Source organism: Paenibacillus phyllosphaerae, from assembly GCF_014192105.1.
Lineage (GTDB): Bacteria > Bacillota > Bacilli > Paenibacillales > Paenibacillaceae > Paenibacillus_Z > Paenibacillus_Z phyllosphaerae.
Window position 1 is genome coordinate 641,590 of the sequence record NZ_JACHXK010000002.1, and the last position, 14,653, is coordinate 656,242.

General features: G+C 51.2%; 18 protein-coding genes. All 18 read left to right on the forward strand.

Annotated elements, in window-relative coordinates; genetic code table 11:
- The 18 genes from FHS18_RS07190 to proS all read left to right on the forward strand — a co-directional run bounded on the left by FHS18_RS07190 (position 1) and on the right by proS (position 14,629).
- On the forward strand, positions 1-462 hold the full coding sequence (locus tag FHS18_RS07190; RefSeq protein ID WP_183598434.1) for a chemotaxis protein CheW: 462 nt from the start codon (positions 1-3) through the stop codon (positions 460-462).
- 5 nt (positions 463-467) lie between these two features.
- A complete protein-coding gene (locus tag FHS18_RS07195; protein ID WP_343060437.1) occupies positions 468-1,091 on the forward strand; it encodes a chemotaxis protein CheC in 624 nt (207 codons plus the stop codon).
- The gene (locus FHS18_RS07200) at positions 1,088-1,582 is read left to right on the forward strand and encodes a chemotaxis protein CheD (protein WP_183598438.1); all 495 of its coding nucleotides are present in this window, start codon (positions 1,088-1,090) and stop codon (positions 1,580-1,582) included. The genes FHS18_RS07195 and FHS18_RS07200 overlap by 4 nt, the downstream gene beginning before the upstream one ends.
- Positions 1,583-1,585: 3 nt before the next feature.
- Complete coding sequence (locus FHS18_RS07205; RefSeq protein WP_183598440.1) at positions 1,586-2,026, forward strand: hypothetical protein; 441 nt, start codon at positions 1,586-1,588, stop codon at positions 2,024-2,026.
- Between the two features lie 4 nt (positions 2,027-2,030).
- Positions 2,031-2,816, forward strand: a complete 786-nt coding sequence (locus FHS18_RS07210) for a FliA/WhiG family RNA polymerase sigma factor (RefSeq protein ID WP_183598442.1) — start codon at positions 2,031-2,033, stop codon at positions 2,814-2,816.
- Positions 2,817-2,837: 21 nt separating this feature from the next.
- Entirely contained in the window at positions 2,838-4,244 is a 1,407-nt protein-coding gene (locus FHS18_RS07215) for a flagellar assembly protein A (protein ID WP_183598444.1), read from the forward strand.
- A 35-nt stretch (positions 4,245-4,279) separates the two neighbouring features.
- Entirely contained in the window at positions 4,280-4,621 is a 342-nt protein-coding gene (locus FHS18_RS07220; protein ID WP_183598446.1) for a hypothetical protein, read from the forward strand.
- Between the two features lie 28 nt (positions 4,622-4,649).
- Positions 4,650-5,246, forward strand: a complete 597-nt coding sequence (locus FHS18_RS07225; RefSeq protein ID WP_183598448.1) for a DUF6115 domain-containing protein — start codon at positions 4,650-4,652, stop codon at positions 5,244-5,246.
- Positions 5,239-5,946 (forward strand): hypothetical protein, encoded by a 708-nt coding sequence (locus FHS18_RS07230; protein ID WP_183598450.1) that lies wholly within the window; start codon positions 5,239-5,241, stop codon positions 5,944-5,946. The genes FHS18_RS07225 and FHS18_RS07230 overlap by 8 nt, the downstream gene beginning before the upstream one ends.
- A 182-nt stretch (positions 5,947-6,128) precedes the next feature.
- Entirely contained in the window at positions 6,129-6,827 is a 699-nt protein-coding gene (rpsB, locus tag FHS18_RS07235) for a 30S ribosomal protein S2 (protein WP_183598452.1), read from the forward strand.
- A gap of 106 nt (positions 6,828-6,933) precedes the next feature.
- The gene (tsf, locus tag FHS18_RS07240; RefSeq protein WP_183598454.1) at positions 6,934-7,584 is read left to right on the forward strand and encodes a translation elongation factor Ts; all 651 of its coding nucleotides are present in this window, start codon (positions 6,934-6,936) and stop codon (positions 7,582-7,584) included.
- A gap of 113 nt (positions 7,585-7,697) precedes the next feature.
- Positions 7,698-8,423, forward strand: a complete 726-nt coding sequence (pyrH, locus tag FHS18_RS07245; RefSeq protein ID WP_183598456.1) for a UMP kinase — start codon at positions 7,698-7,700, stop codon at positions 8,421-8,423.
- A gap of 2 nt (positions 8,424-8,425) precedes the next feature.
- On the forward strand, positions 8,426-8,980 hold the full coding sequence (gene frr / locus FHS18_RS07250) for a ribosome recycling factor (protein ID WP_183598457.1): 555 nt from the start codon (positions 8,426-8,428) through the stop codon (positions 8,978-8,980).
- Between the two features lie 78 nt (positions 8,981-9,058).
- Entirely contained in the window at positions 9,059-9,823 is a 765-nt protein-coding gene (gene uppS, locus FHS18_RS07255; RefSeq protein ID WP_183598459.1) for an undecaprenyl pyrophosphate synthase, read from the forward strand.
- A gap of 32 nt (positions 9,824-9,855) precedes the next feature.
- Complete coding sequence (locus FHS18_RS07260; RefSeq protein ID WP_183598461.1) at positions 9,856-10,653, forward strand: phosphatidate cytidylyltransferase; 798 nt, start codon at positions 9,856-9,858, stop codon at positions 10,651-10,653.
- Between the two features lie 16 nt (positions 10,654-10,669).
- Positions 10,670-11,809 (forward strand): 1-deoxy-D-xylulose-5-phosphate reductoisomerase, encoded by a 1,140-nt coding sequence (locus tag FHS18_RS07265; RefSeq protein ID WP_183598463.1) that lies wholly within the window; start codon positions 10,670-10,672, stop codon positions 11,807-11,809.
- 78 nt (positions 11,810-11,887) lie between these two features.
- Entirely contained in the window at positions 11,888-13,174 is a 1,287-nt protein-coding gene (rseP, locus tag FHS18_RS07270) for an RIP metalloprotease RseP (RefSeq protein WP_183598465.1), read from the forward strand.
- Positions 13,175-13,180: 6 nt separating this feature from the next.
- Positions 13,181-14,629 carry a proline--tRNA ligase gene (gene proS / locus FHS18_RS07275; protein WP_183598467.1) on the forward strand — a complete coding sequence of 483 codons (1,449 nt, stop codon included), beginning with the start codon at positions 13,181-13,183 and terminating at the stop codon, positions 14,627-14,629.
- The last annotated feature ends 24 nt before the right edge of the window (positions 14,630-14,653 follow it).

Below are 14,653 nucleotides of genomic sequence, written 5' to 3' on the forward strand. Positions count from 1 at the left end.
ATGGGCGAAGAATTGAAAGTAATCGTATTTGGTCTTGGTGAGGAAGAGTACGGAATCGAAGTGGACAAAGTGAGAACGATCGAGCGCATGCTGCCGATCACGCGCGTTCCGAAAGTTCCTTCTTTCATTAAAGGGGTAATAAACCTACGTGGCGTCGTTCTTCCGGTCATCGATCTTCGCGGCCGTTTCGGGTTGGAGGAATCGGTATCGACAGAGAACTCCCGGATTATCATCGTCGCGGTAGGCGATGTGGAAATCGGCTTTATCGTTGACAGCGCGAACGATGTTATCGATATCGACAGCGACAATATCGAGACGCCACCGGAAATCGTCGGCGGTATCCGTGCCAAATACTTGCGCGGCGTAGCGAAAATTGGCGAGAACCGTTTGCTCATTATGCTCAATCTGGCAGAAGTCCTGAAACAAAAGGAAATCGATCAGATATTGGAAATTGAGGGGTAATGCGAGTGACTAACCCGCTATCTAATCTAGAAGGATTCAAACTCGACGTCTTGAAAGAAGTCGGAAATATCGGAGCTGGCCATGCAGCTACAGCTTTGTCACTCTTGTTGGACAAGCCGGTAGACATGAATGTGCCGACGGTAAGCCTGATTCCGTTCGAACAGGTTGCCGACAAGGTTGGCGGTCCTGAAGAGGTCGTCATCGCCGTCTTCTTAAGAGTCGAGGGCGAAGCGCCTGGCAATATGTTTTTCTTGATCCGTGAGGACTCTGCGCGTAAGATGCTTAAGAACCTGCTTTCATTGGAGCATCGTGAGGATTTCGGCTATACCGAAATGGAATTTTCGGCGCTGTCCGAGATCGGCAATATACTGGCTGGTTCCTATTTATCATCATTAGCTGATTTCACCCAGTTGCCGATGTCGCCGACGGTACCATCGATTGCCGTAGACATGGCTGGGGCCATTCTTAGTTACGGACTAATGCAATACGGTGAGATGGGCGATTCCGCATTGCTGATTGACACCAAATTTTTAGAGGATCATGAATCGCTGGAGGGCTTCTTCTTCCTGATCCCGGATCCGGAATCATTCGATAAAATATTCAGCGCCCTGGGAGTGCCGACCGAATGAATCAAGACAACGTGGTGAAAGTAGGCATGGCTGATTTAAACATTGCGCTGGGCGGACATTCACTGAAGACAACTGGGCTCGGATCCTGTGTCGGACTGACTCTCTTCGACGAGAAGAGCAAAGTCGCCGGCATGGCGCATGTAATGCTGCCATCCTCTGACATCGCCAGGGAATCTTCTATTAATATTGCAAAATACGCAGATACGGCAATACCGGAATTGATTGAGCGAATGAAACAGGCCGGAGCGAATACCGGTCGTCTGTTGGCCAAAATGGCTGGCGGCGCCCAGATGTTTGCCTTCTCCTCGCAAAGCGACACGATGAGGATCGGTCCGCGAAACGTGGAATCATGCAAGGCGGTATTGTCACAACTTAAGATACCGATCTTAGCGGAAGATACGGGCGGCAATTACGGCCGCACGATCGAGTTTAACAGCGCTACAGGAATTCTTGTCATTCGCAGCGTTCAGTTCGGGGCAAAGGAGATTTAATACATGATTGGCTCATGGCGCTGGAATGCCGTGCTCGGATCGATCGGCGGTTTTCTAACGATGTTTGCTTCGCTTGGCAGCAATGGTCTGGCAATTTCAGCGATCCGGTTCCTGTACGCCTTTATTGCATTTTTTATCATTGCGTATGTGTTCCGTGCGGTTATCGCTGCGATATTGCGTCCTCCTGCTGCTCCAGACGGGCAGTCACTGACCGGTGATCAAGATGAGGAGAGCAAAGGCCGCCGTGTTGATTATTCAACGCCTGACGAGAGCGACGAGCTTTCGGACATGTTAAAGCAGCAGTTGGATGGAAAGCCGCCTGTGAATCAGACGACCGAGCAGCAACCCCAATTCAAACCGTTACAGCCGGAAAAATTGGTATCGACGCAAAACAGAGACCCTGAAGAAATCGCCAAAGCTATACGTCACCTGACAGGAGAGTGAGACGATGATTGAGCCGAAGACGCCTCATCTGTCCAATATCGAAACTTGGCAGAAATGGAAAGAAGACGGGGACATAGATGCGAAGAAGCGGCTGATCGAGGATTACTTATCTCTGGTTGATTATGTAACCAACCGGATGGCAATAGGCTTGCCGAAGAACGTCTCCAAGGACGATTTGGCCAGCAATGGTGTAATGGGGCTTATTGATGCCATCGAGAAGTTCGATTACCGTCGCGGCTTACAGTTCGAAACCTATGCTTCCTGGCGTATACGCGGTGCTATAATCGACGGGCTTCGCCAAGGCGACTGGGTGCCAAGATCCGTTCGCGAGAAGGCCAAGAAGATCGAAGATGCCTATCAGAAATTGGAACAGACCTACCTGCGTACGGTGTCAGACTCGGAGATCAGCCATTATTTGAATGTCAGCGAAAAAGATTTCCAGAACATGCTGCAGGAAATCGCCGTAACAACGATTTGCTCATTGGAAGACCCAATCCGCGAAGAGGAGTCTGAGACCCGATTGTCCTTACTCGTTGATGAAAAGGCGAAGAATCCAGAGCATAAAGTTCACGAATTTTACCTCAAAGAGTCATTGGTGCGAGGCATCGAGAAGTTGACGGAGAAAGAACGCACGGTCGTGTCCTTGTTCTACTACGAAGAACTTTCATTGAGCGAGATCGCAGAGGTGATGTCGCTGTCGCCATCACGTATCTCGCAGCTGCACTCCAAGGCCATATTGCGCTTGCGCGGTGCGCTGGACAAGCAAAAAGAACAGCTGATGCAACATTAAGATAAAAGGGGGAGTTTAAGCATGTCAGCTTCCGAGCTATTGGAATCATCCATTATGATTCATATTTCCCAGGACAAGCTGACGGCGATGTTGCAGTTTGATGCTGCGGCCGACAACCTCGAATGTACACCGGCGCAATTGATGGAGATCATCGCAAGAAAAGGTGTATTGTTTGGCATCCAGACGGACGTGATCGAGAAAATTGCAAAGCAGCCGAAATTATATATGACTTCGCAGGCTACCATCGCCAAAGGTGAACCAGCCCAAAACGGGAAAGATGGGTATATTCAATTTACTTATGACATGAGCGATACCCGATCAAGACCGGCCGAGCTGGAAGATGGCAGCGTCGACTTCAAAGAAATTACCCAACTGAAGAACGTGAAGAAGGGCCAGTTGATTGCGGAGAAAATACCGCCGGTGCCAGGCACGCCGGGAACACTTGTAACCGGGGAAAAAGTGCAGAGCAAGAACGGCAAAGAAGCCTTCTTCAAACAAGGCAAAAACGTCGTGCTCAGTCCAGACAAAATGGGGCTCTACGCGGCCATCGACGGACTGATTACGCTAACGGATAAGAATAAAATCAATGTCTTCCCGATCTATGAGATTAAAGGAGACGTCGATTATAAGGTCGGTAATATTGATTTCGTTGGAACGGTTATCGTTCGCGGCAACGTGTTGACCGGATTTCGAATTCGAGCGGCAGGCGATATCCGGATCATTGGCGGCGTAGAAGGCGCCGAACTGGAGGCCGACGGATCGGTCGAAATTACCGGAGGCATTCTGGCCAGCAATAAAGGCCATGTGCGTGCGGGGAAGAATGTCAAAAGTTCTTTCATCCAGGATGGCAATGTGACCGCTGCTGGCGATGTTATCGTCTCTCAGAGCATCATGCATTCTCATGTCCGTGCGGGTCAAAGCGTGCTTTGCGCGGGGGCAAAGGGGCTCATTGTCGGAGGCGTGGTGCAAGCGGGGAACAACGTTGTTGCGCGTACGTACGGCAATACGATGTCTACCGTTACAACGATCGAAGTCGGTGTCAGACCGGAGCTGCGTGAAGAGTTCTTAGAGCTGCGCAAGCATCTGAAGGAAACCTCGGATGGTCTCGATAAGACGGAGAAGGCGCTCAATCTGTTAGATCAGCTTGCTGCGGCAGGCCAATTGACGCCTGATAAGCTTGCGCTGCGAATTAAGCTTACAGCGACGAAGCGGCAAGCCGTCGACGAGATTGCCCAGACGCGGGAGCGGATTCTGGAGATCGAACGTTCCTTGGAGGATACGGAACTGTCCAAGGTCGAGGTCATGAATACGATCTACGGGGGCTCCAAGATTGTTATCGGACGTTACACGCGTTTTGTGAAGGATCCGGCCACTCGTGTCACCTTCCGATATTCGGAAGGCGATATCGCAATGTTGCCGAACACTTGACGGCCCTACGATAAGAATTGCTGGGGGAATGACCCATGACGTACAGGTCGATTGATTTACAGGTCTCCGTTCCTCGCGTGCATGAACAGTCTGCCACGCAGCAGCAGGCGATCCACAGATCACATGCTGAGCAGACCCGGTTCGAGACCGATGCGGTTAAGCAAACCGAGGTGCAGCGCACCCAGAACACGGCCATCGAAAGCGGGAATCAGGCGAACGTGGACGAACACCGTCTGAAAGAGGACCGCGGGTTGAAGAATAAACGCAAGCGGTCCCGTCAGAGCCAGGCGGGGGCAGATGAAGAAAAAAATGCAGAAATTGCGGCGAATGAGAGTAAACATCCTTTTAAGGGAAAGCATATCGACATAAGCTTTTAGGTCGCATTTTGCAAATATAGGTGATGCTATGGATCCGTGGCTTTATATTGTACTCCTTGGTGGCGTCGTGTTAGTGGTCGGTCTTTTGATGCCTCGCGGCAAACAGCAGGCTGACCCGCAGCAATCGTCTGTCCGGAGCATGGAAATCGCGCTTGAGCAGTTTATGGAGAATATGGAAGCTGAGAATGGACGAATGGTGGAGTTGGCGGCGAAGGTAAAGCAGGATCTGCATGCCTCTGCCAAATCCAACGATGAACGTTTCAGACAGCTTGAAATTCGCTGTGCTGATTTGGAGCAGGCATTGGCCAGACAAACGATGTCGCAAGCTCCAGTAGCCTACATACAGACGGACCGGATCACTGCTGCTGAACAGGCTGCGCTCAGTCAAGCCGCCGAGACTTTTAAACCTGCCGCACCGATCGAAGCGCCGATGGATATCCTTCCAGAAGAAGCGGATATGGAAGAGGAAGATCCATCATTGCGCGGTCGATACAACGAGTTATTCAGTCTCTATGAGGCGGGTAAATCTATCGAGGCGATTTCCAAGAAGCTCGGTATGAATAAAGGCGAAGTCCAACTCATCTTACAGCTGTCCAAGCAAGAGGAGAAGGTGCACCATGAATAAGCGGACCTTTATGCTCGGTTTCGGCACCGGGATCATCGTTGGCGCCGCACTGCTGCAGCTATTCCTGATTGGCCAAGGGGCAGGCCTTACTACCCCGCTGAATGACGAAGGCGCTACATATACGCAGGAAGAGCTCGATCAACGCATTGTAGAAGAACGCGCGAAGTTCGAAGCTGAACTGACCAAAGGGCAGACCGAAGGCGCAGCCGGCACGACGAAGACGGCTCAGCCGACTGGCAATGCCAATACCGCAACGCAGCCGTCGACTGGGCAGAACGCAGCCAAACAGCCAGCAACCGGCCAAGCAACTACGACCAAACAGCCAGCGGCGGGCCAGACCGCGACAACCAAGCAGCCAACGGCTGGAACAGCTGCGGGAACTACAGGCACTGTCCAAACCAGCGAGGAAGTGATCGGCATTGGGGCCAACGGCCGGCTAATTCTACGGATCTTGCCGGGCAAAGCGCTTCAAGACGTCGCGAATTTGCTGTATGACAACAAAGTGATCGCAGATAAGAAAACATTCATCGCGCAAATGCGCGGGAAGACGATTCGCGCGGGTTATTTTGGCTTTGCAGGCAAACTTACGCTCAAACAGGTACTCAATGTGCTAACAAGCAAGCCGATTCCTCAGAAGCAAGCGCTAGAAGAGATTGCGGCTCGCAAGGCGAACACGGCGGCAGCGCAGACTTCGTCATAAACTTACAAAACAGCAAGAACTAAAAGCTTGCATGGGACATGCACATATGTTATAGTAATTCTCGGTGTTAAAAACACACGTCGATTAATTTCGCCAAGGGTGCTTCAGGTATCTGGAGTTTTGTCGAAAGATGAGATCGGACGGAGGATAACACAAAACCAAACTCAGGAGGTGTGTTGAATATGGCGGTTATTTCCATGAAACAGCTTCTCGAAGCTGGGGTACACTTCGGTCACCAGACTCGTCGTTGGAACCCAAAGATGGATCGTTATATCTTCACAGAACGTAACGGGATTTACATTATCGACTTGCAGAAAACAGTTAAGAAAGTAGAAGAAGCGTACAACTTTGTTCGCTCCGTAGCGGAAGAAGGCGGCACAATTCTCTTCGTTGGTACGAAGAAACAAGCCCAAGACTCCGTTAAGGAAGAAGCAGAGCGTTGCGGCAACTTCTACATCAACCAACGTTGGCTCGGCGGTACGCTGACTAACTTCTCGACAATTCAAAAACGTATCGATCGTCTGAAAACCATTGATAAATGGGAAGAGGACGGCACGTTCAACGTATTGCCGAAGAAAGAAGTTATCATTCTCCGCAAAGAGAGAGATCGTCTTGAGAAATTCCTCGGCGGTATCAAAAACATGAGAGCCCTGCCTAGCGCTCTGTTCATCATCGATCCTCGTAAAGAGCGTATCGCTGTTGCAGAAGCTCGTAAGCTCGGTATCCCAATCGTAGGTATCGTTGACACGAACTGCGATCCGGACGAAATCGACTACGTAATCCCAGGCAACGACGACGCGATCCGCGCTGTTAAGCTGCTCACGGCTAAAATGGCTGACGCGATTGTTGAAGCTAACCAAGGCGAGCAAACGACTGCTTAAGTCGTTTATTCATAAAGTCAGCATGAAAGGGTGGTCAGAAGGTGTTATGCCTCTCACCGCCCTTTTTTTGAACGTAAACTTACGATGAAATCAGGAGGTTCCACCCATGGCGGTTAATGCGAGTGCAGTTAAAGAATTGCGTGAAAAAACAGGCGCAGGTATGCTTGATTGCAAAAAAGCACTGGAAGAAGCAAACGGTGATCTGACAAGAGCGGCTGAAATTCTGCGTGAGAAAGGCCTTGCAGCAGCAGCAAACAAAGCAGGTCGCGTAGCAACTGAAGGCGTAGTTGAATCTTACATACACGCTGGCGGTCGTATTGGTGTTCTCGTTGAGATCAACTGTGAGACTGACTTCGTAGCAAAAACAGATCAGTTCCGCGATTTCGCGCGTGACATCGCAATGCAAATCGCTGCAGCGAACCCTAAGTTCGTAGCGCGTGAAGAAGTTTCCCAAGACGAGCTGGACAAAGAGCGTGAGATCCTGACAGCTCAAGCGCTTAACGAAGGCAAGCCAGAGAAAATCGTTGAAAAAATGGTTGAAGGCCGCCTTGCAAAATACTATGAAGAGTTCTGTCTGCTTGAGCAAAGCTTCATTAAAGATCCAGACAAAACAATCTCGACTCTGCTGAAAGAGAAAATCAGCACAATCGGCGAAAACATCTCCATCCGTCGCTTCGTTCGTTATGAACTGGGCGAAGGCCTTGAGAAAAAAGAAGACAACTTCGTTGCAGAAGTTATGTCGCAAGCTAAACTGTAAATCCGAACGCACTAGGCGGGGCGGGGCGTCCGCCCCGCCTGTTTTTATAGAAAAAAAGCACTTTAAATAAAGAGACGGTTCATCCAAAGAACCGCTAGTGGAGGTAAATTACGTTGCAAAGTCCCGTGTACAAACGCATTGTGCTTAAAGTGAGCGGTGAGTCGCTTTCCGGCAATACCGGCTACGGTATCGAAGCATCCGTTATTTCGTCGATTGCTGAACAAGTCAAAGAAGTTGTCGCATTAGGTGTCGAAGTTGCCATCGTTGTCGGTGGAGGCAATATTTGGCGCGGTATTGCTGGCACGGCCAAAGGTATTGACCGTGCGACTGCTGACTACATGGGGATGCTTGCTACGGTTATGAATTCGCTTGCGCTGCAGGATGCACTGGAACAAATTGAGGTCCCTACACGCGTGCAATCCTCGATTGCCATGCAGCAAATCGCTGAGCCTTACATTCGCCGCCGTGCGATCCGTCACTTGGAGAAGGGCCGCGTTGTCATTTTCGCTGCTGGAACAGGCAACCCATACTTCTCGACGGACACGACTGCGGCATTGCGTGCAGCAGAGATTGAGGCTGAAGTCATTCTTATGGCGAAGAACAAAGTAAACGGCGTATACTCCGCTGATCCGTTCAAGGATCCAACGGCAGAGAAATTCGATACCCTGACGTACATGGATGTGCTGAATCGCAATCTTGGCGTTATGGACTCGACGTCGACATCGCTTTGCATGGATAATAATATTCCGCTTGTCGTATTCGCGATTACGGAACCTGGAAACATTAAACGCGTAGTGCTAGGTGAGAAAATCGGTACTATTGTGAAAGGAAGTGTGTAATCGTGCCACAAGCAATCAAGAAGAATGCCGAAGAGCGTATGGACAAAGCAATCGGTGCGCTCAAGCGCGATCTGACCACATTACGTGCTGGCCGTGCGACTCCGGCTCTACTGGACCGCGTACAAGTTGAATATTACGGTGCGATGACGCCAGTTAACCAGCTGGCTAACATCAACACGCCAGATACGCGCACGCTGATGATCCAACCTTGGGACAAATCCTCCATGGCGGCCATTGAGAAAGCAATCATGAAGTCGGATCTTGGCTTGACGCCTTCCAACGACGGAGCAAGCATTCGTCTGAGCATCCCGGCATTGACTGAAGAGCGCCGTGCGGAGCTGGTAAAACTGACGAAGAAGTTCGGCGAAGAGGCGAAAGTTGCGATCCGTAACATCCGCCGCGATGCGAACGATGACATCAAAAAGTTGGAGAAAACTGATATTTCCGAAGACGAGTCCCGTCGCCATCAGGACGATATTCAGAAGGCTACGGACAAGTTTATCGCCGAAGTGGATAAAGTATTGGCAGCAAAAGAGAAAGAAATCATGGAAGTATAATGTAAACTCACCGGCCCCTCCGACAGGTGGGGTTTGTTGCATCCAATATGCGTCATACGGTGGGAGGGGAAGGACTTTATGTTTCAGCGACTGAAGACGTGGTTTGCCAAGGCGCCTGCACAACCTGTACAGCAGCTTGCCGCCGACAACATTCCGCAGCATATTGCGATAATTATGGACGGCAATGGAAGATGGGCGAAAAAACGCGGGCTGCCGCGTATGGCGGGACATCACTCAGGGATGAAGACCGTAAAACGGATCACGATGGAAGCCAATCGGCTAGGTGTCAAATATTTGACGCTTTATGCCTTCTCGACGGAGAATTGGAAGCGGCCCAAAGACGAGGTGGAGTTTCTGATGAAACTTCCCCAAGAGTTTCTCTCGATCGAATTGAAAGAATTAATCGAGAATAATGTGCAGGTGCGCATGATGGGACTTAGGGAAAATCTGCCGGCGCATACCTTATCTGCTGTCGAGGAAGCCATCCAGCGCACCAAGAATAATACGGGGCTGGTCCTGAATTTCGCTTTGAACTATGGCAGCCGCAAAGAAATGATCGAGGCGGTTCGCCATATTGGCGAAGAAATTCAAAGCGGTCGTTTGAAGCCGGAGGATATCAATGATTCCCATATGAATGAAGCATTGCTTAGCAGCGGATTGCCTGATCCCGACCTGCTCATCCGCACCAGCGGCGAACTTCGGCTTAGCAACTTTATGCTTTGGCAGCTTGCCTATAGCGAGCTATGGTTCACGGATGTTTATTGGCCGGAGTTTACAGAACACCATTTTCACGAAGCTGTAAGTGAATATCAGCGTCGCGCTCGTCGATACGGCGGATTGTAAGCAAACGCGGCTTCATTGGAGCGTGCATCAAGTTGAAACAACGAATCGTAACAGGAATTATTGCAGGCAGTCTCTTTCTCCTAGTCACTTTTTTGGGAGGCTGGTTTTTCTATGGTCTGCTGTTGCTCCTTGCTGTGATCGGTTATTCGGAATATGTTCGAATGAACGGGTTGACTTGGCAGCATCCGGCTTCCTTGCTTGGCTTCGCAGGCATGTTGTTCTTGCTTGTGCCTTGGGAGGAGCTGAAGCTGGATGCGCCGTCTCCTTTATATACCCTGTGGCTGCTCATGTTCCTGCTATTGGCGGTAACGGTTATTACGAAGAATTCGATGAAGATTGATGAGGCCGCGCTGCTATTGTTGGGCTCACTCTACATCGGATATGGCTTCTATGCCATGTATGAAGTGAGGAACGCATCAAGTGACGGTTTGTACACAACCGTTTTCGCGTTTTGCGCCATCTGGTCTTCGGACATTGGAGCGTATTTCTTCGGTAAAGCGTTTGGCAAAAACAAGTTGTGGCCTTCCATTAGCCCGAACAAGACCATTGAAGGGTCGCTCGGGGGAGTGGTTCTATCTTTGTTGATTGCCGTGCTGTTCTACGGGATTGCACCGGAAGTGCTCAACCTCGGACAAGCTTTGCTGATCGGATTGATCGCTGCCGTCGCAGGCCAATTCGGGGATCTCATCCAATCGGCCTACAAACGTGTGCGCGGAATTAAAGATACAGGAGCGCTGCTGCCTGGCCATGGCGGTGTGCTGGATCGTTGTGACAGTTGGATCGTCGTATTCCCGCTGCTCACGATAACAGGCCTCCTGCCTATGAATTAGAAGGACAGGTGGACGTATGAAGAAACTTACGATATTGGGTTCGACAGGTTCGATCGGTACGCAAACGTTAGACGTAGTCGCCCATCAGCCTGAACAATACGAGGTGCAAGGGTTGGCTGCTGGCAATAACGTCAAGTTGCTGATCGAGCAAGCAAACCGCTTTCAGCCGAAAGCGGTTTGCTTGTCAACAAGCGAGTTGGCTGCTGAAGCCGCGCCGCATCTGCCTGCAGGTACGAAGGTACTCCACGGAGAAGAGGGGTTAATCGAGCTTGCAGCGGCAGGTGATGCCGATACGGTGGTAACCGCGATTGTCGGCAGCAGAGGGTTGAAGGCGACCTTGGCAGCGATCGATGCCGGGAAGCAGATCGGCCTAGCCAATAAGGAGACGCTTGTTACGGCTGGGCATCTGGTGATGAATCGAGCCAGGGAGAAAGGCGTGTCGATTCTGCCGATCGATAGCGAGCACTCCGCTATATTTCAATGCTTGAACGGCGAGAATCGCCGGGATATCAAAGGCATTACGCTGACTGCCTCGGGCGGATCGTTCCGTGACCGCACGCGCGAGGAACTGGCTGGCGTCACGGTAGAACAAGCCTTGAACCATCCTAATTGGTCGATGGGAGCCAAAATCACGATTGATTCGGCCACGATGGCGAATAAGGGATTAGAAGTCATCGAAGCGCATTGGCTGTTCGGGCTGCCATATGATCGAATTGGCGTCCTTATTCATCCGGAGAGCATCATTCACTCCTATGTCGAATTCGTGGACCACAGCATCATTGCGCAGTTAGGGCTGCCGGATATGCGCGTGCCGATTCAATATGCCCTGAGCTATCCGGATCGTTACGTTACGCCGACGGAATCGCTCAATCTCGCGGCGATCGGACGATTGAACTTCCGGGAGATGGACTTTGATCGGTATCCTTGCCTGCGGATGGCCTATGAGAGTGGCCGGGCAGGGTTATCCGCGCCGACGGTGTTTAATGCATCGAATGAAGTTGCTGTGGCTCGTTTCCTTCAAGGCCAGATTGAGTTCCTGGACATCGAACGAGTGATTGAAACGGTATTAACCAAGCACCAACTGACAGAGCTTCATGACGTGGAGGCTATTACCGAGATCGACGCATGGGCTAGACGAGAAGCGGAAGCGGTCTAAAGACCGGTTCTCTTGTATCGGACGGGAGAATAATGATAATCTAAGTACAGGCCGTTACGAACAGGAGGCTCGAAAACGATGCACACGATACAGGTTGTCTTTATGACCGTGATGGTATTCTTCGTAATCGTGACGATTCATGAGTGGGGTCACTATTACTTTGCGAAGCGCGCGGGCATTCTGGTTAGAGAATTCGCCATTGGTTTCGGACCTAAGCTGTTCTCTATTAAGCGGGGCGAGACTCGTTACACGCTTCGGCTAATACCGGCAGGTGGATTCGTCCGGATGGCAGGCGAAGATCCCGAACTCGTTGAAGTTCAGCCCGGGCAGACGGTTGCGGTGCGGTTGAATGAAGATCTGGTAACCCGGATTTATCTGGATCGTCTCGATGAACGCGCGAACGTCATTCGAGGCGAAGTCGAGGCGATCGATATCGAGAAGAACCTAACGATCGCGCTTGAAACAGACGGCATCATCGAAAAGTACCGCGTACATCCGCAAGCTTTGATGATCGCCAAAGGCAGAGAAACACAGATTGCGCCGATTGACCGCCAATTCGGGAGCAAGTCGGTCTGGGCCAGGGTTCTTGCGATAGCGGCAGGCCCGATCATGAATTTTGTTCTCGCTTTCGTACTGTTCTTTGCCTATTTTCAGATGGCCGGTGTTCCATTGGATAATCCGGACCATTTGCTCGTTGCCGAAGTCGTGGACGGAAAGCCTGCTTCCAAGACGGATCTGAAGCAGTATGACGTGATCGATTCGGTTAACGGAGTGAAGATTGGGACCGACTATGACAAGATGATCGACGTTATTGCCAAGTCGCCCAATAAAAGCATTACGCTAACGGTTATACGGGACGGTAAGACGATATCGATTCCGATGACGCCGCTGCCTGACCCGGAGACGGGTGACGGGAAAGTGGGCATTTCGGCTGCTTATCATTATCCGACCCGTGACGCGGGCTTTATGGAGACGTTCCCGCTGACGGCCAAAGCCATGAAGAATATGACGATCGCCATATTTGACGGGTTCAAGAAGCTTATTTTAGGCGATTTCAAGCTGGATGATTTGGGCGGACCGGTACGGACTGCGCAAGTTACGGGGCAAATCGCGGCGCAAGGCTTCTCGGAATTGACGAAATGGACGGCGATTCTAAGCTTATACTTAGGTATATTTAACCTGCTGCCGATTCCGGCGCTTGATGGCAGCCGACTGCTGTTCTTGTTGCTGGAAGCGCTAAGGGGCAGGCCGATTGATCCAAATAGGGAGAGCATGGTGCACTTTATCGGATTTGCAATGCTGATGCTGCTCATGCTGGCCGTTACGTATAATGATATTTTGCGATTGGTTAGAGGGGAGCAATAGTCGTTCATGTCGAAAGAGAAGCAATTCGTAACTGAAATCACGCCGCAGAGCGAGGATTTCTCAAGATGGTATATCGATGTAATTAAGAAAGCGGAGCTTATGGACTACTCGCCGGTACGCGGCTGTATCGTATTCCGCCCGGAAGGCTTCGCGCTGTGGGAGAATATCCAGAGCGACCTGGACCGCCGCTTCAAGGAGACCGGCCACCGCAACGCGTACTTCCCGCTCTTCATTCCGGAGAGCTTCTTCCAGAAAGAGAAGGAGCACGTGGAAGGCTTTAACCCGGAGCTTCCATGGGTAACCGAAGCGGGTGGCGAGAAGCTGGAGGAGCGTCTGGCAATTCGTCCGACGTCCGAGACGATCATTGGCCATATGTATTCCAAATGGATTCAGTCCTACCGCGATCTTCCGGTTCTAATCAACCAATGGGCGAACGTCGTGCGTTGGGAGAAGCGTACGCTTCCGTTCCTGCGCACGAGCGAGTTCCTCTGGCAGGAAGGCCATACGGCGCACGAGACGGAAGAAGAAGCGCGCCAAGAGACGATGCAGATGCTAAACACGTATAAGGAGTTCGCTGAGGAAGTGCTGGCAATTCCGGTTATCGTCGGGCAAAAAACGCCATCGGAGCGTTTTGCAGGCGCGGTCGACACCTACTCGATCGAAGCTATGATGAAGGACGGCCGTGCTGTTCAAGCAGGTACATCCCATTATCTAGGCGATAAATTCGCAGTCGCATTCGATATCAAATATTTGGATCGCAATAATACGCTGCAATATTGCCATACAACCTCATGGGGGGTATCGACACGACTCATCGGAGCGCTTATTATGGTACATGGGGATGACCGCGGACTGGTGCTGCCACCGAAGATTGCGCCTACGCAAGTTGTCATGATTCCGATCGGACCGCCTAAGACTCGCGAGCAAGTCGTTGGACGCGTCGATGAACTATTCCTGCAGCTGAAGAAAGCGGGCGTCCGCGTTAAAGTCGACGACCGCAGCGACGTGAGCCCAGGCTGGAAGTTCAACGAATACGAGATGCGCGGCGTACCTATCCGTCTTGAGCTTGGACCACGCGACATGGAGAACGGACAGGCCGTCCTCGTCTCGCGTATCACGGGCGAGAAGCGCATCATCAAGCAAGAGGATCTTCTTACCGAAGTCGAGACGATGCTTGCCGATGTGCACCGCGATATGTTAGAGCGTGCGAAGCAGTTCCGTGCCGATCAGTTCTACTCGGTCGAGACGCTGGATGAGATGAAGGTGCTGCTTGAAGAGAAACGCGGATTTACGCTTGCCGGCTGGTGCGGTTCCGATGCCTGCGAGAAGCAGGTGAAGGAAGAGACTGGCGCGACAAGCCGCAATATTCCGTTCGAGACGGAAGAGAAGAAGACGAAGTGTCTATGCTGTGGTGAGGAAGCGAAGCATACGGTCGTATTTGCCCGCGCTTACTAGAAGCACATTTTCATAACAATAGTT

Excerpts from the sequence above, each read along its gene's own strand:
- rpsB (WP_183598452.1), top strand. The coding sequence starts at position 6,129 with ATGGCGGTTATTTCCATGAAACAGCTTCTCGAAGCTGGGGTACACTTC.
- uppS (WP_183598459.1), top strand. The coding sequence starts at position 9,059 with ATGTTTCAGCGACTGAAGACGTGGTTTGCCAAGGCGCCTGCACAACCT.
- rseP (WP_183598465.1), top strand. The coding sequence starts at position 11,888 with ATGCACACGATACAGGTTGTCTTTATGACCGTGATGGTATTCTTCGTA.
- FHS18_RS07225 (WP_183598448.1), top strand. The coding sequence starts at position 4,650 with ATGGATCCGTGGCTTTATATTGTACTCCTTGGTGGCGTCGTGTTAGTG.
- FHS18_RS07220 (WP_183598446.1), top strand. The coding sequence starts at position 4,280 with ATGACGTACAGGTCGATTGATTTACAGGTCTCCGTTCCTCGCGTGCAT.
- tsf (WP_183598454.1), top strand. The coding sequence starts at position 6,934 with ATGGCGGTTAATGCGAGTGCAGTTAAAGAATTGCGTGAAAAAACAGGC.
- FHS18_RS07210 (WP_183598442.1), top strand. The coding sequence starts at position 2,031 with ATGATTGAGCCGAAGACGCCTCATCTGTCCAATATCGAAACTTGGCAG.
- FHS18_RS07265 (WP_183598463.1), top strand. The coding sequence starts at position 10,670 with ATGAAGAAACTTACGATATTGGGTTCGACAGGTTCGATCGGTACGCAA.
- FHS18_RS07205 (WP_183598440.1), top strand. The coding sequence starts at position 1,586 with ATGATTGGCTCATGGCGCTGGAATGCCGTGCTCGGATCGATCGGCGGT.
- FHS18_RS07230 (WP_183598450.1), top strand. The coding sequence starts at position 5,239 with ATGAATAAGCGGACCTTTATGCTCGGTTTCGGCACCGGGATCATCGTT.
- FHS18_RS07215 (WP_183598444.1), top strand. The coding sequence starts at position 2,838 with ATGTCAGCTTCCGAGCTATTGGAATCATCCATTATGATTCATATTTCC.
- FHS18_RS07200 (WP_183598438.1), top strand. The coding sequence starts at position 1,088 with ATGAATCAAGACAACGTGGTGAAAGTAGGCATGGCTGATTTAAACATT.
- proS (WP_183598467.1), top strand. The coding sequence starts at position 13,181 with ATGTCGAAAGAGAAGCAATTCGTAACTGAAATCACGCCGCAGAGCGAG.
- FHS18_RS07190 (WP_183598434.1), top strand. The coding sequence starts at position 1 with ATGGGCGAAGAATTGAAAGTAATCGTATTTGGTCTTGGTGAGGAAGAG.